This window comes from Vibrio sp. SCSIO 43135 (assembly GCF_023716665.1).
In the GTDB taxonomy this organism is placed as follows: domain Bacteria; phylum Pseudomonadota; class Gammaproteobacteria; order Enterobacterales; family Vibrionaceae; genus Vibrio; species Vibrio paucivorans.
Map to the genome: position 1 here is coordinate 489617 of NZ_CP071859.1, position 23751 is coordinate 513367.

The 23751-nt window shown below is 45.4% G+C and carries 21 protein-coding genes; 15 read left to right on the forward strand and 6 right to left on the reverse strand.

Going from position 1 to position 23751, the window contains the following annotated elements; all coding sequences use genetic code 11:
• The first annotated feature begins 15 nt into the window (after window positions 1–15).
• Genes rpsP through rplS form a run of 4 tightly spaced genes read left to right on the forward strand, consistent with a single transcriptional unit; the run spans window position 16 to window position 2021 of the window.
• Complete coding sequence (gene rpsP / locus J4N42_RS02355) at window positions 16–264, forward strand: 30S ribosomal protein S16 (RefSeq protein WP_117233716.1); 249 nt, start codon at window positions 16–18, stop codon at window positions 262–264.
• A 30-nt stretch (window positions 265–294) separates the two neighbouring features.
• Complete coding sequence (gene rimM, locus J4N42_RS02360; RefSeq protein WP_252029469.1) at window positions 295–849, forward strand: ribosome maturation factor RimM; 555 nt, start codon at window positions 295–297, stop codon at window positions 847–849.
• 27 nt (window positions 850–876) lie between these two features.
• Window positions 877–1626 (forward strand): tRNA (guanosine(37)-N1)-methyltransferase TrmD, encoded by a 750-nt coding sequence (gene trmD, locus J4N42_RS02365; RefSeq protein ID WP_252029470.1) that lies wholly within the window; start codon window positions 877–879, stop codon window positions 1624–1626.
• A 41-nt stretch (window positions 1627–1667) separates the two neighbouring features.
• Entirely contained in the window at window positions 1668–2021 is a 354-nt protein-coding gene (gene rplS, locus J4N42_RS02370) for a 50S ribosomal protein L19 (protein WP_252029472.1), read from the forward strand.
• A gap of 76 nt (window positions 2022–2097) precedes the next feature.
• Here the strand turns inward: rplS and J4N42_RS02375 are convergent, their stop codons facing one another.
• Window positions 2098–3315 (reverse strand): multifunctional CCA addition/repair protein, encoded by a 1218-nt coding sequence (locus J4N42_RS02375; RefSeq protein WP_252029474.1) that lies wholly within the window; start codon window positions 3313–3315, stop codon window positions 2098–2100.
• Between the two features lie 89 nt (window positions 3316–3404).
• On the opposite strand from J4N42_RS02375, the gene J4N42_RS02380 reads away from it, so the two are divergent.
• Both J4N42_RS02380 and J4N42_RS02385 read left to right on the forward strand, forming a co-directional pair.
• On the forward strand, window positions 3405–5045 hold the full coding sequence (locus J4N42_RS02380) for an ExeA family protein (protein WP_252029475.1): 1641 nt from the start codon (window positions 3405–3407) through the stop codon (window positions 5043–5045).
• Entirely contained in the window at window positions 5045–5857 is an 813-nt protein-coding gene (locus tag J4N42_RS02385) for a general secretion pathway protein GspB (protein WP_252029476.1), read from the forward strand. Before J4N42_RS02380 ends, J4N42_RS02385 begins: the two co-directional genes overlap by 1 nt.
• A gap of 58 nt (window positions 5858–5915) precedes the next feature.
• Here the strand turns inward: J4N42_RS02385 and J4N42_RS02390 are convergent, their stop codons facing one another.
• From J4N42_RS02390 to J4N42_RS02400, 3 genes are all read right to left on the reverse strand, one after another.
• Entirely contained in the window at window positions 5916–6527 is a 612-nt protein-coding gene (locus J4N42_RS02390) for a TIGR04211 family SH3 domain-containing protein (protein ID WP_252029477.1), read from the reverse strand.
• 156 nt (window positions 6528–6683) lie between these two features.
• Window positions 6684–7946 carry an inorganic phosphate transporter gene (locus J4N42_RS02395; RefSeq protein ID WP_252029478.1) on the reverse strand — a complete coding sequence of 421 codons (1263 nt, stop codon included), beginning with the start codon at window positions 7944–7946 and terminating at the stop codon, window positions 6684–6686.
• 130 nt (window positions 7947–8076) lie between these two features.
• Window positions 8077–8757 carry a TIGR00153 family protein gene (locus tag J4N42_RS02400; protein WP_252029479.1) on the reverse strand — a complete coding sequence of 227 codons (681 nt, stop codon included), beginning with the start codon at window positions 8755–8757 and terminating at the stop codon, window positions 8077–8079.
• Window positions 8758–8962: 205 nt separating this feature from the next.
• On the opposite strand from J4N42_RS02400, the gene J4N42_RS02405 reads away from it, so the two are divergent.
• A complete protein-coding gene (locus tag J4N42_RS02405; protein WP_252029480.1) occupies window positions 8963–10480 on the forward strand; it encodes a CYTH and CHAD domain-containing protein in 1518 nt (505 codons plus the stop codon).
• Here the strand turns inward: J4N42_RS02405 and J4N42_RS02410 are convergent.
• Entirely contained in the window at window positions 10477–11271 is a 795-nt protein-coding gene (locus J4N42_RS02410; protein WP_252029481.1) for a potassium channel family protein, read from the reverse strand. The two genes, J4N42_RS02405 and J4N42_RS02410, sit on opposite strands and share 4 nt — an antisense overlap.
• Before the next feature lie 141 nt (window positions 11272–11412).
• Here J4N42_RS02410 and J4N42_RS02415 point away from each other — a divergent pair, with 141 nt between their 5' ends.
• The 3 genes from J4N42_RS02415 (at window position 11413) to hldE (ending at window position 17126) form a co-directional block, all read left to right on the forward strand.
• On the forward strand, window positions 11413–12669 hold the full coding sequence (locus J4N42_RS02415) for a methyl-accepting chemotaxis protein (RefSeq protein WP_252029482.1): 1257 nt from the start codon (window positions 11413–11415) through the stop codon (window positions 12667–12669).
• Between the two features lie 107 nt (window positions 12670–12776).
• Window positions 12777–15623, forward strand: coding sequence for a bifunctional [glutamate--ammonia ligase]-adenylyl-L-tyrosine phosphorylase/[glutamate--ammonia-ligase] adenylyltransferase (gene glnE / locus J4N42_RS02420; RefSeq protein ID WP_252029483.1), 2847 nt, complete (start codon window positions 12777–12779; stop codon window positions 15621–15623).
• Between the two features lie 72 nt (window positions 15624–15695).
• Window positions 15696–17126 carry a bifunctional D-glycero-beta-D-manno-heptose-7-phosphate kinase/D-glycero-beta-D-manno-heptose 1-phosphate adenylyltransferase HldE gene (hldE, locus tag J4N42_RS02425; RefSeq protein WP_252029484.1) on the forward strand — a complete coding sequence of 477 codons (1431 nt, stop codon included), beginning with the start codon at window positions 15696–15698 and terminating at the stop codon, window positions 17124–17126.
• A gap of 141 nt (window positions 17127–17267) precedes the next feature.
• Here hldE and tolC read toward each other — a convergent pair whose 3' ends face one another.
• Window positions 17268–18584, reverse strand: a complete 1317-nt coding sequence (tolC, locus tag J4N42_RS02430) for an outer membrane channel protein TolC (RefSeq protein WP_252029485.1) — start codon at window positions 18582–18584, stop codon at window positions 17268–17270.
• A gap of 232 nt (window positions 18585–18816) precedes the next feature.
• On the opposite strand from tolC, the gene nudF reads away from it, so the two are divergent.
• The 5 genes from nudF (at window position 18817) to parE (ending at window position 23749) form a co-directional block, all read left to right on the forward strand.
• On the forward strand, window positions 18817–19446 hold the full coding sequence (nudF, locus tag J4N42_RS02435) for an ADP-ribose diphosphatase (RefSeq protein WP_252029486.1): 630 nt from the start codon (window positions 18817–18819) through the stop codon (window positions 19444–19446).
• On the forward strand, window positions 19434–19883 hold the full coding sequence (locus J4N42_RS02440) for a DUF1249 family protein (protein ID WP_252029487.1): 450 nt from the start codon (window positions 19434–19436) through the stop codon (window positions 19881–19883). Before nudF ends, J4N42_RS02440 begins: the two co-directional genes overlap by 13 nt.
• Before the next feature lie 22 nt (window positions 19884–19905).
• A complete protein-coding gene (gene cpdA / locus J4N42_RS02445) occupies window positions 19906–20727 on the forward strand; it encodes a 3',5'-cyclic-AMP phosphodiesterase (protein WP_252029488.1) in 822 nt (273 codons plus the stop codon).
• A gap of 268 nt (window positions 20728–20995) precedes the next feature.
• Window positions 20996–21580 carry an esterase YqiA gene (gene yqiA, locus J4N42_RS02450; protein ID WP_252029489.1) on the forward strand — a complete coding sequence of 195 codons (585 nt, stop codon included), beginning with the start codon at window positions 20996–20998 and terminating at the stop codon, window positions 21578–21580.
• Between the two features lie 288 nt (window positions 21581–21868).
• A complete protein-coding gene (gene parE / locus J4N42_RS02455; RefSeq protein WP_252029490.1) occupies window positions 21869–23749 on the forward strand; it encodes a DNA topoisomerase IV subunit B in 1881 nt (626 codons plus the stop codon).
• The last annotated feature ends 2 nt before the right edge of the window (window positions 23750–23751 follow it).

Below are 23751 nucleotides of genomic sequence, written 5' to 3' on the forward strand. Positions count from 1 at the left end.
AGCAAAGAGGACGACATGGTAACCATTCGTTTGGCACGTCACGGCGCTAAGAAGCGTCCATTCTATCAAATCGTAGTAGCGGACAGCCGCAACGCTGCAACTGGCCGTTTCATCGAGAAAGTAGGTTTCTTTAACCCTACTGCAACTGGTCAAGAAGAAGGTCTACGTCTAGACCTAGACCGCGTTAACCACTGGGTTGGTCAAGGCGCGTCTCTATCTGACCGCGTTGCTAAGCTAGTTAAAGACGCTCAAAAAGCGGCTTAATTTTTACTGTTTAGTAGAAGAAATTAGCTTATGTCGATGAAAGGTAAAGAAACAATGAGCGAACAAAACGAAAAAATTGTTATGGGCAAGTTTGGTGCTACCTATGGCATTCGTGGTTGGCTTAAAGTTTTTTCCTATACAGACAATGCTGAGAGCATTTTCGATTACAGCCCTTGGTTTATTAAACAAAAGGGTGAGTGGGTTGAGTTCAACGTCGAAACTTGGAAACGCCATAACAAAGGTATGGTGGCTAAGCTGGAAGGCTTAGATGTTCGTGAAGACGCACATCTCCTAACGAACTTTGAAATCGCTGTTGACCCTGCATCATTGCCTGAATTGTCAGAAGATGAATTCTACTGGCGTGAATTGTTTGGCATGCAAGTAGTAACCGATAAAGGTTACGATCTAGGTGTTGTTTCTGACATCCTAGAAACTGGCTCAAACGATGTTCTCGTAGTGAAAGCAAATCTTAAAGATGCTTTCGGACAGAAGGAACGATTAATCCCGTTCCTTGAAGAGCAAGTGATCAAAAAAGTTGATCGCGAAGCTCAACGGATCGAAGTTGACTGGGATCCTGGATTCTAATTCCAAAATTACAGAGCGAGAGAACACATGTGGGTTGGCGTAATTAGCCTATTTCCTGAAATGTTCCGTTCTGTTACTGATTTTGGGGTAACAGGTCAAGCGGTTAAAAAAGGTCTTTTGTCGATTGAGACATGGAATCCTCGCGATTTCACTCATGACAAACATCGAACTGTCGATGATAGACCTTACGGTGGTGGTCCTGGCATGTTGATGATGGTTCAGCCTTTGCGCGATGCTATCACGACAGCAAAACAGGCTTCACCGGGTAAGACGAAGGTTATCTACCTTTCTCCTCAAGGTCGTAAGCTCGACCAGAAAGGAGTCGAAGAGCTGGCAACTAATGAGAATTTACTTCTTATTTGTGGCCGCTACGAAGGGGTAGATGAGCGTATCATTCAATCTGAGGTTGACGAAGAATGGTCAATCGGAGATTTTGTGATGACGGGTGGTGAAATACCAGCCATGACGTTAATCGACTCAGTATCTCGGTTTATTCCGGGGGTATTGGGAGATTTTGCGTCGGCAGAAGAAGATTCTTTTGCCAATGGCTTATTAGATTGCCCTCACTATACGCGTCCTGAAGTGTTAGATGGAAAAGAAGTACCATCGGTACTGATGTCCGGAAACCATAAGGATATTCGTCGCTGGCGACTCAAGCAGTCGTTAGGCCGTACTTGGCTAAGAAGACCAGAACTCCTGGAAAACCTAGCTCTGACTGACGAACAGGAACAATTACTTGCCGAGTTCATTAAAGAGCATCGAGTTAATAGCAAGTAACCTATTTTATTTAGTATCAGTTTATTCTAGGAATTTAAAAAATGAGTAACATCATCAAAGCTCTTGAGCAAGAGCAAATGAAATCAGACCTACCTAAATTTGCACCAGGTGACACTGTTGTTGTTCAAGTTAAGGTAAAAGAAGGTGACCGTGAGCGTCTACAGGCTTTCGAAGGCGTTGTAATCGCAATCCGTAACCGTGGTCTACACTCTGCATTCACAGTTCGTAAGATCTCGAACGGTGAAGGTGTTGAGCGTACGTTCCAAACTCACTCTCCAATGGTTGATAGCATTGAAGTTAAACGCCGCGGTGCAGTACGTCGTGCCAAACTGTACTACCTACGTGAGCGTTCTGGTAAGTCAGCTCGTATTAAAGAGAAGCTTGCTAAGAAGTAATGCTATAACTAGCGTTCTCATAAAAAAAGCGGAGCCATTTGGCTCCGCTTTTTTATTGTCTACATGGACAAACAGACTAGGCCGATAAGGCAGCAATAGCCGCAACGCGGCGTTTCTCCATTTCCTCGCGAATAGCGGCACCTTTAAAGCCATCCTTGATAATGTCTTGCACATTCACTCCAACTGCCGCTTGATAGGCCTGAAGAAAGGTGTCTTTCTGCGGGTAATCAATACCCTCAAAGCCAAGACGACCACGGCTATCGGCCATACAACACAGTAAAATGTCTGTCAGTCTGTCAGGTTTACGCCATACATCGAATTTGTTCAGCACCTTAAGCTTAGTGGCAGGCTTTAGTTCTGCAGCTCGGTGAATGTTTGAGTGTTGTTCACACACCATAAGTGCAAGATCTCTGAATTCATTCGGGACACGAACTCGTTCACATAGGCGCTTGATCAGCTTTAAACCGGTATGACAATGCATTTTGTGGCTTGGCCATTCAGATTCTGGTGTGATCCCTTTACCTAAGTCGTGGACTTGGGCGGCGAAGCGGACAGGCAGTGAGTCAGATAGCAGTGCGGCTTGATCTGCGACCATCAAAGTATGAATGCCAGTGTCAATTTCTGGGTGCCATTGCTCGGGTTGAGGGACGCCAAACAGTTGGGCTATCTCGGGCAATACGACCTCTAGTGCACCACATTGATGAAGTACAGACAGGAATACGGCGGGGCTTTGGGTCGCCAGAGATTTGTGCCACTCTTGCCAGACTCGTTCTGGGGTTAAGTGCTCCAGCTCGCCCGAGCGGCTTATTTGTGTCATTAAATCTAAAGTTTCGGGGGCGACCGTAAAGCCGAAGTGAGCAAGTTTAGCGGCAAAGCGTGCGACTCTTAAGACGCGCAATGGATCTTCGACAAATGCAGTTGAGACGTGGCGCAATACTCGATTTTTAAGATCTTGTTGACCATGATAAGGGTCGACTATGTTGCCATCGGGATCTTGCGCCATCGCGTTTATAGTGAGATCTCGGCGTTGCAGATCTTCTTCAAGGGTAACATCTTTTGCGAAGTAACATTCGAACCCAGTGTATCCTGATGCGGTCTTACGTTCCGTTCTGGCGAGCGCATACTCTTGCTTGCTGGCAGGGTGGAGAAAGACAGGAAAGTCTTTACCAACGGCGGTGAAACCTTGGCTTTGCATTTCTTGCGGTGAACTGCCCACCACAACCCAATCTTTGTCATGTACCGGAATATTGAGCAACTGATCTCGAACAGCTCCTCCAACTAGGTATACTTGCAATGGATTCCCTTATTTTAATGATTTGCCATTGGCGATTTGAAGTCTGCAATGGTACTTTTCTTATCAGTTAAATTATAGAGACGTGAGTGATGTACAAGGAATTTTTTGGTTTTGTCGAAGCCCCTTTCTCAATTGTGCCGAACTCGCGTTACTTGTTTCTTAGTCAAAGACACCGTGAAGCGATCACTCACCTTCAAGCTGGTTTAGGTGAGGGGGGCGGTTTTGCCATGCTCACCGGAGAGGTTGGTACGGGGAAAACGACTGTCGCGAAGGCTATGTTGGACTCGTTGGATACGCAGACTAAAGCGGGATTCATACTTAACCCTACATTTTCGGGTATTGAACTACTAGAGTCGATATGCGATGAATTCTCTATCAAGTATCCATCACAGGCGACCCTTAAACAGCTCAATCAATCCATTTATCAGTATTTGCTGTCTAACCATGCAGAAGGCTTTCAAACCTTACTGGTAATTGATGAAGCGCAGCATTTAGCCGCGGATGTTCTTGAACAGCTCAGGTTGTTGACCAACCTAGAAACAGACAGTCGAAAGTTGTTGAAAGTTTTACTGGTAGGGCAGCCTGAGCTTCAGCAGAAGTTGCAGATGCCGCAACTTCGCCAATTGGCGCAGCGTATTACTGGGCGCTATCACTTACTTCCGCTTGATGGTGTAGCAACCGCCAAGTATGTGCATTTTCGTTTGTCTTTGGCGGGTGGGCGAGATGATTTATTTCCGGCCAAAGCCTTGAAGATGATTGCTCATTCGACACAAGGAATCCCAAGGTTAGTGAACCTTGTTTGTGATGCCACGCTTAAACAGGCTTATCAACAAGGCGAACGTGAGATTAGCTTACCACTAGTTCAGCGAGCTTGTGACGAAGTAATGGCGTTTCAGACCTCTTCTGTCGCTATGCAACCCGCTGGAAAAACGAGCTGGTGGTTATCTTCTGGTGTCGCGATTAGCGCTAGCTTAGCGCTTGGGGTAATAAGTAGCATTGCTCTGACGACACTGAGTAAACCTTCTCTAGATGCTTTTGCGCTTCAGTATTGGTCAGGAAAACTACCTACTCCGCCAGCAGTTGAAACTCGCGCAGAAGTATTTGCTCCTGAACTTAAGCAAACCTTGTTAAATGACGCATTGCTTGAAAGCAGTATTGATAAGCTCTACCAAGTGTGGGGCTACAACGCGAGCGTACTTGATAGCTTTTGTTCTGCACAAACTAGAGAAGATGCCCTCTTTCGTTGTGAAAAAGCGGAAGGTGATTTACAGCGGTTAGCGCAACTTAATCAGCCAGTTGTGCTGTCGCTTGATATTGACGGTGTGATGGCTTACGCCGTGCTGTACAAGCTCTCTGATGACAACGTGACCTTACTCACTGGAGGTAAGCAGATTGAATTTGATAAGCGTTGGCTATCGACGATATGGCATGGTGAGTACCGATTCATCTGGCAGCCTTCATTTGACCGCACTTTAAGAGCAGGAATGAGTGGCATCCAAGTTGCTGAGCTCGATAAAAAATTGTCTAAGTTGCTAGGTGAGAGCGTGGGAAATAGCAGCAAATTTGATGCTCAATTACGCAGAAAAGTAGAAACATTTCAACAGTGGCAAGGTATGACGGTCGATGGCATCGCAGGAAGGCAAACACTGAAAGCGATTGATCTGATGAGTCAGGAAAATGCGCCTTCGTTATTGAATGTCACAGTTTTCGATGAAGAGGAGCAAGGCTGATGTCTAATGTACTCAACGCATTGAAAGCCTCAGAGCAAAGAAATAAGCAATACGGGGTAATGAGCGTTTCACCAAACTTCGAACCTGCACAAGCGGACACTCGTCAAGGAACTTCAAACTGGCGGCTATGTGTATTGGCTGCGGTTATGCCCTGTGTGGTTGGGTTGGGATTTGCTGGCTATCAGAGTTATCAGCAACAAAAAGAAGTGGCGTTGGCGTTATCTGTGGCGCAAAAAAGAGTGGTTGAAGTGCCAAACGAGTTCAGTGTTCACGATTCACCGCGTTTTGAGCCTCTTATGTCCACCTTTGTTGAGCCAACTGGGCTTGCTGGAAGGGCCACTGATGAAAACACACCAACGACGTCTGAGTCTCCCGTAGTTTCAAATCAGAGAACCCTAACCGTTGAGCCTGAAAAAGACTTGGTAAAACCAGAGCCTGATGACTTGTCACAGTTAGATTTGACTCAGTTGTCTCCAGAGTTAGCAAGGCGAGTCCAATCTGTGATGAATCAAAGTGGTCAAGCAAATGGTCGTTCTGATAACCCAAGAGGTGGAAAATTACAACAAAACGCAATCAAGCTTAACCATCATAGTAGCGATTTTATTGGCCAGTTACCGGCTATGAATTTTCAGACTCATGTCTATTCAAGCCAAGCAAATAAGCGTTGGGTGAAAATTAACGATGTGGAGTATATGGAAGGTGATTGGATTGACTCACGTGTTCAGTTGGTGAAGATCGAACCTCAATCGAGCATTGTTGAATTTGAGTCTCAGCGCCTGGAGATTCCTGCTTTGTATGATTGGCAGGGTTAGCTTTGAAAGTAACAGGCATAAAAAATGGTCACTGAAGTGACCATTTTTTGTATCAATCTTATGCCCAGCCTGATGGAGACTTCTTACGACGTGGGATAATGTGAGGAAGGATTAGGCCAAACAGTAAGCCACCGCCTGCAACACCACCACCATACATAAAGTACTTCAGCAGCAAATCTTCTTTTTGTGTATCCAGTCTTGCGCGTAATTCACGCACTTCAGTTTGAGATGCGGTCAGCTGAGAACTGATATCGCTGTAGTTCTGCTCAAGTTCAGAAATTTGTTGGTTACGTACTTCAAGTGAATCAACCAAGCCTGCCTTTTCGCTGTCAGCATTGTTACGAGCATTTGCCAGCTTTTCTTTTACCTCAGACAGTTCTTTTTCTAGTTTTGGTAAACGAACAGCCATGCTTTCTTGGCGTGTGATAAAGCGACTTTCTACCCAACCTTTACGGCCTTTTCCATCCAGGATTTGGCTATAACCGGTTTCTTTGTTAGAAGTCAGAAGTTTAATTTTATCACCAGCATCGATGCTGCCAATAATACGAAATTGATTACTTGGACCTGAGTGCATGTAAGTAAATAATTTATCTGCGATATAACGGTCTTGAGCAAATGCGGCAGGTACAGCCAGCATAGAGACTAAAACCATGCAAATCAGTTTTTTCACGGTAAATCCTTTAACAGTTTTAATACGTAAAGCGCTTTGTATTTGGCAAATAGTATGAACTTTCTAGGCTAGGTGCAACAAAGAAGGGAGGCAAAGCCTCCCTTTATGTGCGTTTGAGTCAATAATGACAGTGCGCTTACACAGTGCTGACGGTGTTTATCCGCCAAACATACCTTGGATAGCGTAGAAGAAGACTACTGCTAACAATGCGCCAGCTGGAAGCGTAACAATCCAAGACGCTACAATGTTACGAACTACGCCTAGGTTTAATGCTGCGATACCACGCGCAAAACCAACACCCAATACCGCACCAACCAGTGTTTGTGTGGTTGAGATAGGCAGACCAGTACCAGACGCCAGTACAACCGTACATGCAGTGGCTAGCTGAGCGGCGAAACCACGGCTCGGTGTTAGCTCGGTGATACCTGTACCAACCGTTGCCATTACTTTGTGACCAAGAGTGGCAAGACCGACAACGATACCAAAACCACCAAGTGGCAGAATCCACCAAGCGATAGTGCTCTTGCCGGTGATTTCACCCATGTGTTCAACAGTAGATACTACCGCTGATAGAGGGCCAATCGCGTTCGCTACATCGTTAGAACCATGTGCAAATGCCATCGCACATGCTGTGATAACCATTAGTACGCTGAAGATACCTTCTACGCCGGCAAATCCGTGGTCGTCTTCGCGGTTAGCAAACTTCTTCTGAATGTATAGGTAACCACCTACCATGATTAAGCCAGATACACCTGCAGACCATAACCAAGCTTCTGTATTGCTTAGGTGTAGGCCAACGTGCTTCAGACCTTTCTTGATGGTTACTAGAGCGATAACCATGGTGGTGATAAACATGTAAACAGGAACAAAGCGCTTTGCATTAAATAGCGGGTTCTCTGTGTCGAAGATCAGTCGTTGAGCACTAATGAAAATTACATATGCAAAGAAGCCTGAAATTACTGGTGTAATGATCCAGCTACCTACAATACCTTGTACGCTGCCCCAATCTACTGCTTCAGTGCCCACAGAAACACATGCGAAACCAATAATGGCACCGATGATAGAGTGAGTCGTAGAAACTGGCCAGCCCATGTACGAGGCGAGAAGCAGCCATGTACCTGCTGCCAAAAGCGCAGACATCATACCGAAGACCAGTACATCTGGTTGGTCGGCAAATAGAGATGTTTCGATTACACCTTTACGGATAGTGTCGGTTACTTCACCGCCTGCAAGATATGCACCCGCAAATTCAAAGATCATCGCAATGATGATCGCTTGTTTCACGGTAAGAGCTTTCGAGCCTACTGAGGTGCCCATTGCGTTCGCAACGTCATTCGCACCAATACCAATAGCCATCAGAAAACCGAAAGCTGCTGCAACAATAATCAGGACAGTGCCGTAGTTCGCAAGGATATCCATCGTAATACCTAGTTGTTTGATAACAAGCGGAGCAAAATTTTGCGCGAGTTGATCCCATCAGCGGTGAATATATTCACCGCCTAAGCTGACGCACTAAATAATACTCTTCGTTATTTGGTTAACTTATGATTTAAGAGCGAGAAAGCATCACTTCAAGACGAGCGCCAACACGCTGTGCTTGATCGGCAATGCCGCCTACCCATTCTAGAATTTTGTACAAGAACATGACGTCGATAGGGTTATGCTCTGATTCAATCGCCATAAGTTGTTGGCGAAGTTGGATCTGCATAGCATCGGTGTCATCTTCAATCACATCCAGTTGATGGATCATTTCAGCCACAAGTGTTACTTCACGGCCTTTAAATCCAGTTTCCAATAACTCGTCGAGCTCGTTGATCACTTTCTGCGCTTGGTCTGCTGCATCGAGACAACGTTTTACGTACGCGATGAAGTTCTCTTGTAGAGCTGTAGGAATGACTAGTTGACGGCCGTAGACACGACCAGAGATGTCTTTTGCTAGGTTGGCAAGTTTGTCCTGTTGAGTGAGTAGCTCAAGCATGTCAGTACGATCGACTGGCATGAACAAACCGCGAGGAAGTTTGAGGCGAATTTCGCGCTTTAATACGTCAGCTTCTTTCTCTAGGTGAGAAATCTGTGCACGAATCTCTGCTGCTTTTTCCCAGTCTCCTTGAGAGGACACTTCGAAAAAGTTAACTAGGTGCGAGCAACACTCGTTTACACACACTACGTGACGTTGCAAAGGCTTAATTGGGGACTTTGCAAATAACCCCATAATTGTATTCACTGGCATGGTCATTCAACCTAATAAATATAACCTTAAAAGAACATACACCATTTCGTGGCGAAATGTTGAACGATGGCTATAAAGGCGCGCATGTTAACGCATTAAATCCCTCTTTAAAACTGTTTTAGATCATCATTCGGGCGATATTTGTCACTTGCTCAGTAAAGAAATAGGCAATATCCTGTTCCTATCTGCTTTGAAAGGTAAAACTATGGAAACCGAGATAGAACTGAAGTTTTTTGTTTCTCCTGATTTTTCAGCAACATTGCGTGAAAAAATCGCTGAAACGAAAGTACTTCAGCACAGTTGTCGTGAGCTAGGAAATACTTACTTTGATACGCCGGACAATTGGCTGCGCCAGCATGACACAGGGCTTCGAATTCGACGCTTTGATGATGTGTTTGTTCAAACGGTAAAAACCTCTGGTCGCGTCGTCGCTGGGTTACACCAAAGACCTGAATACAATGCAGAGCACACCTGCAATGAACCACAACTCTCGCTTCACCCTGCAGATATTTGGCCATCAGGCCGAGATATCGATACGCTTCAATCTCAACTCATTGCCCTTTTTTCGACCAATTTCACTCGTGAGCAATGGCTGGTGGGTATGGCTGATGGTAGCCAAGTGGAAATTGCGTTCGACCAAGGTGCAGTGATAGCCGGTGACAAAGAAGAGCCCGTTTGCGAAGTCGAGTTTGAACTTAAGTCAGGCCAAACCGATGCACTGTTTACGTTAGCGCGCATGTTTAATGAAGACGGTGGTATGCGTTTAGGTAACCTAAGTAAGGCTGCGAAAGGGTATCGATTGGCTTATGACCACAAAGGTGATGATGTACAACCGCTTTCTCTTGTTGATACGGATAAAAATGACACGGTTGAATCGTGCTTTATTCACTCGCTAGAACATGCACTTTCACATTGGCATCGCCATGAGCAAATTTATACCGAGCAAGAGTCGGTGGCAGCACTGCACGAAATCAGCCACGCATTGAGCTTTATCCGCCAAACCTTAACTATTTATGGTGGGATAGTTCCACGTCGAGCGAGTGCGATATTGCGCCAAGAGCTTAAGTGGTTAGAGCAAGAATTAGTATGGTTGAAGTCATACGATTATCTTGAGGATTTGCTGGAAGATAAAGGCCACGTGCTGCGTAAACTTGATGCGAGAAAGTTCCTAGTGGGTGAACTGAAGCTGTTGAAAGAAGAACTTCCTACTCGGGAAGAGAATCTACAGCTGCTGTCGTCGGCTCGCTATACTGGTTTATTGCTTGATTTAAGTCGTTGGATTCTTACTCGAGGTTGGCAGCCGTTTTTGGACGATAAAGCTCGTGAACAAATGGCGCTCAACATTCAGCATTTTTCTGAGAAGCAGCTTGATAGAACATGGGCTGAACTGATGGAAGCTTTTCCACCAGAAAGGGTGTTGAGTAGTGATGAATATGTTGAGCAGCAATACCGCTTAATGCGCAATCTATATACGGGTGTTGGTTTCGCTAGCTTATACGATTCAGAAGAGCGTAATAGCTTTAGGCTTCCTTGGGCAGACTTAATGCAAGGGATTGATGACCTTCTGATGCTTAAGCCATTAGAGAAGCTAGTGGGTAAGCTAGAAGGAGAGGAGCAAGAGCAGCTACAACGTTGGCTAGTTCGTCAAGAGACCTCAATCTTGCACGCTATGGAGCAGACTCGCTTAATCAGCGTAGAAGCTGAACCGTACTGGCGAGATTAATCTTCAGAAATAGGACGCGATGACGTCCTATTTTTTTGTCCATCGTTTTGTTTTTCTTCAAGTGCTGATAAGCGCTGCAGAATCTCTTCTTGTTGGCTGACAAGTTTCAACAGCAGACGTTCTTTGTTTTCAGAACGTTCATTTTGCTGTTTGGTCGGTGAGGTGATCAGTGACGTGATCAAGCCCGAAATCATACCGAACAATCCCACCCCGCAAAGAATTAACCCTGAAGCCAGCACTTTACCAGCGTCGGTTACAGGGAAGTGATCACCGTACCCAACGGTAGAAATCGTGACCAGAGCCCACCACAATGCATCGCCTCCAGATTGGATGTTAGCGGCGGGGTTTTTGCCTTCGATAAACAACATCATGCTTGAGCCTATGGTTAGCAGCATAACCAACAGCAGTAATATAGAAGCTAGGGTGGTTTCTCGGCGATTTGTGATTAACTGCGAAATGATCAATTTACTGGATCGAATCACTAATACGACGCGCAGAATATGGAATAAGCGCGCGTAACGTAGCGGCTCGATCATGGGAATGCTGGCGAGAAAGTCTATCCAATGCCGTTGCATGAATTTCATACGATCTGTGGATCGGATCAAATCTATGCTCAGTTGTAAGATGAAAATACTACAGATAACGAAATCGAGGCCGATGAGAACTTGTCGAGCCTGATCGCTAATTGGAACAAACAGCAGGCCAGAGATCACAAATAGCGCCATGAATGACAGAATAAGTGACAGCAAGCTCATCGGTTTGGTGTTGTCTTTGATATCATCTTTATTCATACGAGGCTCGAAATAAATAGCAGACCTAATTTGAGTCGTTCAGGGCAGTCAGTGTTGTGGCGTAGATAATTTATATCACTAAGTAGCAGTAAGAGTGAAAAATTGTTGCTAGAAAGTGGGCAAACGAGTGGAGAAAGGATAATGGCAAAAATGGCATTTAAGCCATGGGAACGAGTGATTACGGATATTCGTCTCGTGCCTAAAATGGTGATGCTAATGGTGTTCAGTACGGTGCTGATCATTGCTAAGCAGTTATGGGATGCGAGTACGTTTTATGATTCATTGGTTGCCGCGACGCAAAATACAGAGGTCGCACAGCAACATTATGAAGCGTATTTAGTACAAGTGGCGTGGCAAACCGCGATAATGATCATCGTATTTGTGGTGTTATTGCTTGCAGCAGCGCGCATTATGCTTCGCCAAACCCAATACCTCAGCCAGTCCATTCAGCAGATGGCGAGCAAAGATCTGTCAGTTGAAATTTCGATGGATTGTAAAGATGAGTACGGTGACGTCGCTCGTGAGCTAGAAAAGACACGCCGTCAATTACAAGAAATGATTAAGATGCAGGTGGAGTCTTCGCAGGAACTCGCAACGCTGACGGAAGTCATGACTCTTAGCATGTCTGAAACTAAAGAATCGGCGCAAGAAGAATTCAATGAAATCGATCAGCTAGCAACGGCGATGAGCGAAATGAGTTCAACAGTTCAAACCGTTGCCGACCATGCGCAAAATGCATCTAGTTTGACGGAAAGTGCGTCTGGTCAAGCGCAGACAGGTCAACAATTTGTTCGCGGTACCATCACCAAAATGAGTGAGCTTTCAAGCGATATTTCTTCTTCAGCACAAGCTGTAAACGAGGTTGAAGAGCGCGTTGAATCGATTGGCAGCGTAGTAGGGACTATTCAAGGCATTTCTGAGCAGACAAACTTGCTGGCACTTAATGCTGCAATTGAAGCGGCACGCGCGGGTGAAGCTGGCCGAGGTTTTGCTGTCGTAGCCGATGAAGTGCGTAACTTAGCTCAACGTACTCAACAAGCAACAGTGGAGATCCAAGAAATGATTTCTCAGCTGCAAACAAGTGCGTCGTCAGCAGTTGAGCTGATGGAGAAAAGTGTTGTCGAAGCTGCTGAAGGTGTAGAACTTGTGACTAACGCTGGCAGTGAGTTAGATGGCATTGTGAGTCAAGTTACTCAAATTAATGATATGAACTTCCAAATTGCGACGGCTGCGGGTCAACAGAGTAGTGTAGCGGAAGAGATGAACCAGAATCTGACCAATGTTCGTGAGCTGGTGGAAGCGTCAGTGACTGTGGTGACAGAGCTGCTCGAAACGTCAGAAATCATGCAGAACAACGCAGAAGAGCTGGATCGTAAGATCACATCGTTCAAGGTCTAATTCCATACTATTAATGCAGTTAAAACGCCTACTTAGTGTTAAGTAGGCGTTTTTTATGCCCGTAAGTTTGATATAACTACGGTTATCACTTAGCACAAGGAAGAATCATGCAATTGCCTTCGGAGTTACAGTCTCATTCTCAAACCGCTGTTGAGTCTCTTTTGAACCAATTTCCAGATGCATTTCAATCATGGACTCAAACTCGTAAAGACGAGCTGAAGTACATCGCAGGGCTTAGCCAGTTTGTCGTTGAAGTTTTGTCTCGTGATGAACATTTGGCGCAGCAGTTGCCAGACATGTTATCCGAGAAACAGCGAAGTGAGCACTATCGAGAGCGTTTGGCCGCTTTGTTGGCTAATTGCAGTGATGAAATGAGTGGGCATCGTGTTCTGCGCCAATTCCGTAATCGTGAAATGGCCTATATTGCTTGGCGTGATTTCACTCAAATGTGGCCTCTAGAGCAAAGCCTTGAACATCTATCTAGCTTAGCTGAAGCAATGATCTTCGAAACTTATCGTTGGCAATATGAAGCGTGTTGTAAAGAGTGGGGTACGCCATGCAACGAGCAAGGCGAAGCTCAACCAATGCTGATTATCGGTATGGGCAAGCTGGGTGGTGGTGAGCTGAACTTTTCTTCTGATATCGACCTGATCTTTACCTACCCCGAGAACGGCGAAACTCAAGGTGCCCGCCGTAGCATTGCTAATGCTCAGTTTTTCACTCGCTTAGGACAGCGAGTGATTAAAGCGCTCGATCAACAGACCTTTGATGGCTTTTGCTATCGCGTCGACATGCGATTGCGTCCATTTGGCGAGAGTGGCCCGCTCGTAATGAGCTATGCAGCTTTGGAAGATTACTATCAAGAACAGGGTCGGGATTGGGAGCGTTACGCGATGATTAAAGCACGCGTAATGGGCAGTGAAATGTACCCTGAGTACCAAGAACTGCGTCAAATGCTAAGACCATTCGTGTTCCGTCGCTATATCGACTTTAGTGCTATTCAATCGCTGCGCCGTATGAAGTCAATGATCAGCAGTGAAGTTAGGCGCCGCGGTTTAAGCAATAATATTAAACTCGGAGCCGGTGGCATTCGAGAAATTGAGTTTATTGCTCAGGTGTTCCAGCTAATTCGCGGTGGTCGAGAGCCAAGTCTGCGTGGGCGAGGCCTATTACAAACCTTGCAAGCGATCAAAGAACTGCAGCAGCTTGAAGAGAAAGAAGTCGATAACCTGACGCAAAGCTACCTCTTTTTACGTCGTTTAGAAAACCTACTTCAGGCAATGGCCGACAAACAAACTCAGACCTTACCAGATTCTGAAGTAGAACAGTTGAAGTTAGCCGTCGCGATGGGCTATCAGGATTGGCCTTCGCTTGTTGAAGATGTGAAACGGTATATGGCCCAAGTCCATGTGGTGTTTGAACAATTAATCGGTGACGATGAGGAAGAAGCCGGTACTATTGAGCCTTTCTACCACGAGCTCTGGGATATGGCTCATAAGCCTGACGTGATAGAGCATATTCTGCAGACCGACATTACTAGCGACGAACCAAGCTCGCTGGCAAAGACCATTATTCAGTTTAAAAAAGACTTAGCAAAGAAAACCTTAGGGCCTAGAGGACGAGAAGTTCTGAATCGTCTTATGCCTAAGGTGTTTCACGCTATTTTCTCCCATAAGGATGCTAAATTTGGTCTAAGTCGTGTCCTCCATCTACTACATAAAATAGTTACTCGAACGACTTACCTTGAACTACTAGAAGAGCATCCTGCAGCCCTAGTGCAGTTAGTTCGACTCTGTACCGCAAGCCCTATGATTTCAGAGCAATTAGGTCGCTACCCAATTCTTCTGGATGAGCTTATCGATCCTCAGCAGCTATACAACCCTGTGCCATTAGAGTCTTACAAAACTGAACTACGAGACTATTTGGCTCGAATTCCGGAAGATGACATGGAGCAGCAAATGGAAGCGCTGCGTCAATTCAAACAAATTTGTATTCTCCGGATTGCTGCTGCTGACATTGCAGAAGTGTTGCCTGTAATGAAAGTGAGCGACCACCTGACTTATCTTGCTGAGGCGATTGTTGAGTCCGTGGTACATCAGGCGTGGCAGCAAATGGCAGAAAAATATGGTGAACCTACTCATATTAAAGATAGGGAAGGTAAAGGGTTCGCTGTGGTTGGGTACGGGAAAGTTGGTGGCTGGGAGCTAGGTTATAACTCTGATCTCGACATCGTATTTATGCATGATTGCCCTGTGAGTGCTTACACCGATGGCAAGAAAGAAATTGATGGCAGACAGTTTTACCTTCGATTAGCCCAGCGCATCATCCATATCTTTTCGACTCGTACAGCATCAGGCATTTTGTATGAAGTTGACACTCGTTTGAGACCTTCTGGTGCTTCTGGTTTATTGGTGAGTCCAACCGAAGCCTTTGACGAATATCAGCATAATGATGCATGGACATGGGAACATCAGGCGCTAGTCCGCGCCCGTATGATTTACGGAGATGCGCCACTACAACAAGCGTTTGCAAAAACGCGCAGTGACATCATGTGTTTAGAGCGTGATGAGGCTAAGTTGAAAAAAGACGTCGTGGACATGAGGCTCAAAATGCGTGATCACTTAGGGGGCAAGAAAGCGGGTCGTTTTATGCTCAAGCAGGACCCCGGTGGTATTACCGATGTTGAGTTCCTCGCTCAATATTTGGTTCTGAACTACAGTCATCAGAAACCGAAATTAACACGTTGGTCTGACAATGTTCGTATCTTTGAATCTATGATGGCTCAAGGAGTGCTTGAAGAAGAGCAAGCTATGGCATTAACTCACGCCTATACCACTTTGCGTGATGAAATCCACCACCGAAATTTACTCAACCTCGATGCTGATGTAGCGGAAGACAAGTATCAACGTGAGCGTCAGGTGGTCATTCAAGTTTGGAATCAGTGGTTAGGTTAATGCTAAGCAAACATTTAGTGACAAAAATCCCTGTGTTACACTTCGCCTTGTATTGAATTTTGGAGATCCACAATGAAACCAATCCTACCTGATTACAGCGAATCTGGTGTTCTGATCATCGGTGATGTGATGCTAGATAGATACTGGTATGGCCCAACGGGGCGCATTTCGCCAGAAGCTCCAGTACCTGTAGTGAAAGTAGAGAACAATGAAGAGCGTCCCGGTGGTGCGGCAAACGTTGCGATGAATATTGCTTCCCTGGGCGGACATGCACATATCGTTGGTTTGACCGGTATGGACGAACCTGCCAAGGTTCTGACTGAAACGCTAACTTCACTGAAAGTAACGTGTGATTTTGTGGCTCTACCAAATTACCCAACCATTACTAAGCTTCGTGTCCTCAGTCGAGGTCAGCAGCTGATTCGTTTGGATTTTGAAGATAAGTTTGAAAACACAGATGCTGAATTGATTTTGTCTCGCATGGAGCAAGCGCTACCAAAGGTAAAATCCGTGATTTTGTCGGATTATGCTAAAGGGGCTCTTGAACACGTGCAGCAGTTCATTCAAAAAGCACGTGCGGCGAACGTACCAGTTTTCATCGACCCTAAAGGCGCGGACTTTGAGCGTTATCGTGGTGCGACACTACTCACGCCAAACATGGCCGAGTTTGAACATGTAGTTGGTAAAGTGAAGTCGGATCAGGAGCTGGTTGAAAAAGGTTTAGCGCTGATTGATGAGTATGACTTTGAAGCGTTGCTTGTGACACGTAGTGAACATGGTATGACGTTGCTTCGTCGTGGTGAAGAACCGTTCCATCTACCGACTCAAGCGAAAGAAGTGTATGACGTGACTGGTGCGGGCGATACCGTTATCTCTGTACTAGCGGCTTCAGTCGCTGCGGGTAAGCCGCTCGACCAAGCGTGCGCATTAGCTAATGCAGCCGCTGGTGTGGTTGTCGGTAAACTAGGAACTTCTACGCTATCGACTATTGAACTGGCTGAAGCGATTCACGGTAGCCAAGATACCGATTATGGTGTGATTACCGAACCAGCGTTGATTGAAGCGGTGAAGCAGGCTCGCGCTAAAGGTGAAACGGTTGTTATGACCAACGGTTGTTTTGATATCTTGCATGCAGGCCATGTGTCTTACTTAAACCATGCGGCTCAACTTGGTGATAAGCTAATTGTTGCGGTTAATACTGATGAGTCAGTGAAACGATTGAAGGGACCTGGCCGACCAGTTAACCCAACCGATCGCCGCATGGCTGTATTGGCAGGTCTTGGCGCTGTCGATTGGGTTGTTCCATTTAGTGAAGATACACCACAGCGTTTGATCTCGGAAGTATTGCCAACCATGTTAGTGAAAGGTGGTGATTACAAGCCAGAAGAGATTGCAGGCGGTAAAGAAGTGATAGCTGCGGGCGGTGAAGTGAAAGTACTTAACTTCGAAGAAGGTTGCTCAACGACTGAAATTATCGATGCCATTAAAGGTGGCCGCGGCTAGTATCGCTGTTAACACTGCTTACTATGTAAGAACGTCAGCGATTCGCTGGCGTTTTTGTTTATGTTGATTGGTCGTATAAGACTCAAAACAAAAAAAGCCACTGAAGTTCAGTGGCTTTTTAACTATTGATTGCGACGACGTTTATTGAGCTGCAGCAGCTGCTTTTAGGCCGTCATTGATATCTAGGATATCTTGCTCGTTCAGTGAGCCGACTGCTTGACGTAACTGAAGTACGCTCAAGATGTAGTTGTAACGTGCATCAGACAAGTTCTTGTTCGCATCGTAAAGACGACGAGTTGAATCGAGTACGTCAACAATAGTACGAGTACCTACATCGAAACCAGCTTCTGTCGCTTCAAGTGCAGAGTTGGCAGAAACTACAGTTTGCTCGTAAGCACGTAGTGCACCAATAGATGCAGTGATGTTGTTGTTGAAAGCGCGAACGTCTTTTACAACGCTGCGGTAAGTCGCTTCTAGATCTTGGCTAGCAGCAACATAAGCAAATTCAGCTTGCTTAGTTTGCGATGTAATGTTGCCACCTGTATATAGAGGTACAACTAAGTTCACACCAATGTTGAAGTCGTTGTAATCACCCTGAGAGAAGTTTTGGTCGTTGCTTTCGTCGCCATAGTTATAACCACCATCTAAAGTCAGTGATGGTAGATGGCCTGAACTTGCAAGAGCAATGTTGTCTCGTGCCACATCTTGCGCGATACGTGCGGTCAGTAGGCTAAGATTTTTGGTTTGTGCTTCTTCCACTAAGGCTTCTGGAGAAGAGCTGCTCTTGCTTGCTGAAAAGCGGTCAGTATCAAGTACGTAAAGGTTGGAATGTTCTTGGCCTGTGATTTCACGCAGCGATTCGTAGCTGTTGACTAGATTGTTTTCAGCCAGTACTTCGTCAGCCAGTACGCCATCGTATTGAGCTTGTGCATCATGAACATCCGTGATCGCCGATAGGCCTACTTCAAAACGTTGTTTAGTTTGCTCAAGTTGACGGCCAACCGCAGCTTTCTCTGCGCGTACAAATTCGAGATTGTCTTGTGCACGTAGCACTTCGAAGTAAGCTTCAGAAACACGAAGAATTAGGCTTTGCTGCGCTGCTGCGTATGCAGAATCTGCTTGGCGAGCGGTTTTCTCTGCGGTGTCTAGAGTGACCCAACTTGAACGATTATATAGCTCTTGAGAGAAGTTGATGCCAGCTGTAAGTTTGTCGCTTTCACGAGTATCAACATCACTACGGTTGATGTTATAACCAGCAGTTAAGTTTATTTGTGGTAGTAGGTCACTACGGCTAGATGTTACTGCTTCAAAAGCGGCATCACGTTGTGCTGCGGCACTGAGTAACTGAGGGTCGTTGTCTTTTGCCTGATTGTAAATATCAGCCAGAGTATCTGCCCAAACTGATGTAGATAAGCTACCGAGCGCTGCGCTGATAAATAGTGGAAGCAGTTTTTTCATTAGTCCTATTCCTGCCTAATATATAAAGAGAATTACTGTTCAAGAGTTTAACTCATGTTGATGGCCTTTTACTCAAAACTTTGCGCTTTTTTACACATCAATAACGTTTTGAGTAATTATTCGTAAAAACGTTAAATTAAAAATATAAGTTTTATATAAAAAGTTGAGCCATGTCCTTGGTTGTTTAGGAAAACTCTGAGTAAACTATAAGATTCACTCAGAGAGGTGCCAAATGCAACAGTCTGACAACCAACAAACGCAGTTTACTGCGCAAGATGTAGAAATAATCTCAAAAGAAACACTGTTTAAGGGGTTCTTTAAGATGGTTAAGTATCGTTTCAAGCATCGGTTGTTCGCTGGTGGCTGGAGCTCTGCGATAGATCGAGAGATGTTTGAGCGCGGCCATGCTGCGGCAATACTGCCTTATGATCCTGTGCGTGACGAGGTGGTGATCATTGAGCAAATTCGTGTTGGTGCGTTAGAGCATAGCTCTCCATGGCAGCTTGAAATCGTCGCTGGAATTATTGATCCCGGTGAATCGGCTGAAGATGTCGTTAGGCGTGAATCTATTGAAGAAGCTGGTGTTGAAGTTGGGCGTATTGGCAAGATTACGTCTTATTATCCTTCATCTGGTGGTTGCTCGGAAATGTTGGATGTTTTCGTTGGAGAAGTGGATGCTTCCACTGCGAAAGGAATCCACGGGTTGGATTATGAAGGCGAAGATATTCGAGTGACAGTGATGAGCAGAGAAGAAGCTTATCAACAGGTCAAAAATGGCAAGATAGAAAATGGAGCTACCATCATTGCATTGCAATGGTTAGAGCTGAACTATTTGGAATTAAGAGAGCAATGGCTGAATTAGCAACTAAGCCGTATCACGTTGATTTATCTGAATTGATGCGTGTTTACGAGACAAACTATGCCAAACTTAACGCTTTGCTGCCTAGCCAGCCAAGTGTCGGGGATGTGCGATGCTATGAAGCGGCTTCCATGACTTATCAACTGCAAGTGGCAGAAGTCACAAAGTACACAACTTTAGTGGATATTTGTCAGAGTGATGACGTTCCAATATTTCCATTGCCAAAAATGTCTGTCAGGCTGTATCACGATGCTCGTGTGGCAGAAGTGTTTTCCAGTCATCATTTGAGCCGGGTTCAGGCGCGTTTTGACTACCCAAATAGTCAAATGGTGCAAAAGGATGAAAAAGCACAGGTAAATCGCTTTTTAGGTGATTGGCTAACCTTTTGTTTAAAGCATGGTATTAGTCGAGCACCCTTAGATCTTAGTAAAAAATCATAGTTCGAGTTATTAGGTTTTAGTTTTGAAATTGTCGTCGACTGCAGAAGACACAACTAGCATTAAGTTGCTACAAATAACTGACACTCACCTGTTTGCACCCGCAGACGGGAGTCTTTTGAGTGTCCGTACGTTGGACAGTTTTCAAGCTGTTGTACGTAACGTGGTTGAACGTAGTGTTCAGTTCGATGCGATTTTAGCGACGGGAGATATATCCCAAGATCACAGCAGTGAGTCTTATCAGCGTTTTGCTGATGGCATTGAAGAACTTCATAAGCCTTGTTTCTGGCTACCGGGAAACCATGATTTTAAGCCGAATATGGGCAGTGTTTTTCCTTCGCAGCAAATTCACCATATTGAACACGCATTGCTTGGCGAACACTGGCAAGTTGTGATGCTCGACTCTCAAGTCGTAGGTGTACCGCATGGTCGCCTTAGTGAGCAGCAGTTAGCACTGCTGGACACTAAACTCGCAGAGTACAGTGAGCGCCATACACTGGTGTTGTTGCACCATCACCCAGTATTAGTGGGGAGTGCTTGGTTAGATCAGCACTCATTGAAGGACAGTGAAGATTTTTGGCTGGTGGTTCGCAAACACTCGAATGTTAAAGCTGTGCTTTGTGGTCATGTTCATCAAGATATGGATGTGGATATTGAAGGGGTGAGAGTGATGGCAACACCTTCTACTTGTGTGCAGTTTAAGCCAAATTCAGATGACTTTGCGCTAGATAAGCAATCTCCTGGGTGGCGAGAGCTGGAGTTACGTTCAGACGGCGTACTTGAAACAAGTGTTGAAAGGTTACGCCCAGGTTCTTTCTTACCTGACTTTAGCGCAGATGGATACTAGGGTCTGTTGATCTTTCGAGCTGATTTTTGCAGCACTTTGTGGGAAGTTTATACAAGGCAGAGGCTTTGATGTGTAGCTAGCCTACATGAGAAGCCGATAACGCAGTAGAAATGAACCACAAATGCTGCCCGAAGGGTTCGGTTAAAATCGTTTTATGCTTCGTTGAAGACTCTTTACTTAGAATGACTAGGCTACACAGTCTTCGCCTCGCCTAAAATGATTTTATCTCGAACAAAATTTAACCACGAAAAATCAACAGACCCTAACTATGTCCAAACCTTCGCTATTGCTCTACATTCATGGTTTTAACAGCTCTCCTCAGTCACATAAAGCCAATGTTATGGCAAGCTACTGTGCTGAGTTTCGCTCAGATATCAAAGTCGTTATTCCCCAATTAGATTGTTTTCCTCAGCAAGCGGCGCAGCAGTTGCTGAAGATTGTTGAACAGCATCAAGAAAACTACAACATCGGCTTAGTGGGGAGCTCACTGGGCGGATACATGTCGACTTGGCTCAATGCTAAATTTGGTTTTCGTGCTGTGTTGGTCAACCCAGCAGTGAAGCCTTATGAATTATTGGTCGACTACCTTGGTGAGCAAGTTAATCCTTATACCAACACGCGCTATCAACTTGAAAGTAAACATATAGCTGAACTGAGGCAACTGGATGTACCGGAAATAAAATCGCCATCAGATTTTTGGTTGTTGCAGCAAACAGAAGATGAAGTTCTGGATTATCGTCAAGCGGTTGAAAAGTATTCGTTCTCTCTGCAGACAGTAGAACAAGGCGGTGACCATAGCTTTGTCGACTTTGAGCGATTTCCTGAGCAAATCATTCAATTCCTCAAGCTCTAGGCTGCTAATCTGTTTGTCACTTATGTCTCTTAGCGAGAACTGATCCAAATCATAATTAGGTTCAACATTCGCCAGTTCATTGAGGGTAGAGTCATAATTTTACTCGCAACTTACTTATCTCGCTTGACATAAGTGAGTCTGTTCCAGACTATGTTCCCCCTATAGCTTTCGCAGAAGCAAGCGTTGAAATGTTCAGCGTTTTTGTCACTTTTTAGTCTAAATTTCTAAAAGCTTTCATAAATCGTCTGCAAAGTTACAACTTAACTCTCTATTACAAATTTCCGTATTATGACTGAACAATATAATGCTGGAGCCATTGAGGTTCTTAATGGCTTAGAGCCAGTACGTCGCCGACCAGGGATGTATACGGATACAGCGCGACCGAACCACTTAGGTCAAGAAGTTATCGATAACAGTGTCGATGAAGCGCTAGCCGGACATGCCTCTAAGGTGCAAGTGATTCTCCACCCAGATCAATCTCTAGAAGTGATTGATGATGGTCGTGGTATGCCTGTCGATATTCACCCGGAAGAAAAAGTCTCGGGTGTTGAACTGATCCTTTGTAAGCTTCACGCTGGTGGTAAGTTCTCCAACAAGAATTATCAGTTTTCTGGTGGTCTACACGGGGTGGGGATTTCAGTTGTAAACGCCCTGTCCAAGCGTGTAGAAGTGACGGTTCGCCGTGATGGGCAAGTGTATGAAATTGCATTCGAACACGGTGATAAAGTTTCTGATTTAGCGGTTACTGGTACTTGCGGACGTCGTAATCGCGGTACCAGTGTCCATTTCTGGCCAGACGCAAAGTACTTCGACTCAGCTAATTTTTCTGTTACACGCTTAGTGAATAATCTGCGTGCGAAGGCGGTACTTTGTCCTGGACTTGAAATTACCTTTACCGACAAGGTGAATGGTAAGGACTATAAATGGCACTACGAAGATGGTCTGAAAGACTATCTTGCCGAAGGCGTAAAAGGCTATACCGTTATTCCTGAAGAACCGTTTACCGGTGAGTTTAGTGCAGAAACGGAAGCGGCTAACTGGGCTGTGATTTGGCAGCCAGAAGGCGGTGAGATGATCACCGAAAGCTACGTTAACTTAATCCCGACCGCACAAGGTGGTACGCACGTTAATGGTCTTCGCCAAGGCTTACTTGATGCTATGCGCGAATTCTGTGAGTTCCGCAATCTACTTCCTCGTGGAGTGAAGCTAACCGGTGACGATGTGTTTGACCGATGTTCATATGTTTTGTCGGTTAAAATTCAAGACCCTCAGTTTGCAGGCCAAACCAAAGAACGTTTATCGTCACGTCAAACCGCTGCGTTTGTCTCTGGTGTCGTGAAAGATTCGTTCAGCTTGTGGTTGAATGAAAAGCCACAACTGGCAGAGCAACTCGCTGAAGTGTGTATTGCCAATGCGCACCGTCGTATGCGTGCCAGCAAAAAAGTTGTGCGTAAGAAAGTGGCGTCAGGCCCAGCACTACCAGGCAAGTTAACCGACTGTTCCGTACAGGACTTAAACCGAACTGAAATCTTTTTTGTTGAGGGTGACTCGGCGGGTGGCAGTGCGAAGCAAGCGCGTGATCGTGAATTCCAAGCGGTTATGCCACTGCGTGGTAAAATCCTTAATACTTGGGAGGTGTCTGCAGACCAAGTACTTGCTTCACAGGAAGTTCACGACATTTCAGTTGCACTCGGTATCGATCCTGACAGCGATAATCTAGAAGGTCTACGTTACGGTAAGATCTGTATCCTTGCCGATGCGGACTCGGATGGTCTTCACATTGCGACTCTTCTGTGCGCGCTATTTACTCGTCACTTCAGTGCGTTGGTGGAAGCTGGGCACATTTATGTTGCAATGCCACCTCTATATCGTATCGATTGTGGTAAAGAAGTGTTCTATGCCCTTGATGACGATGAAAAAGAAGGCATTTTAGAGCGTCTCTCTAAGAAAAAAGCCAAAATCAACGTGCAACGATTCAAAGGTCTGGGTGAGATGAACCCACTGCAGTTGCGCGAAACTACCATGGACCCGAATACTCGCCGTTTGGTTCAGCTAACTATCGACGATAACGAAGCAACCATGGAAATGATGGACATGTTGTTAGGTAAGAAACGTGCGGATGATCGCCGTTCTTGGCTACAAAACAACGGTGATATGGCTGAGGTTTAACG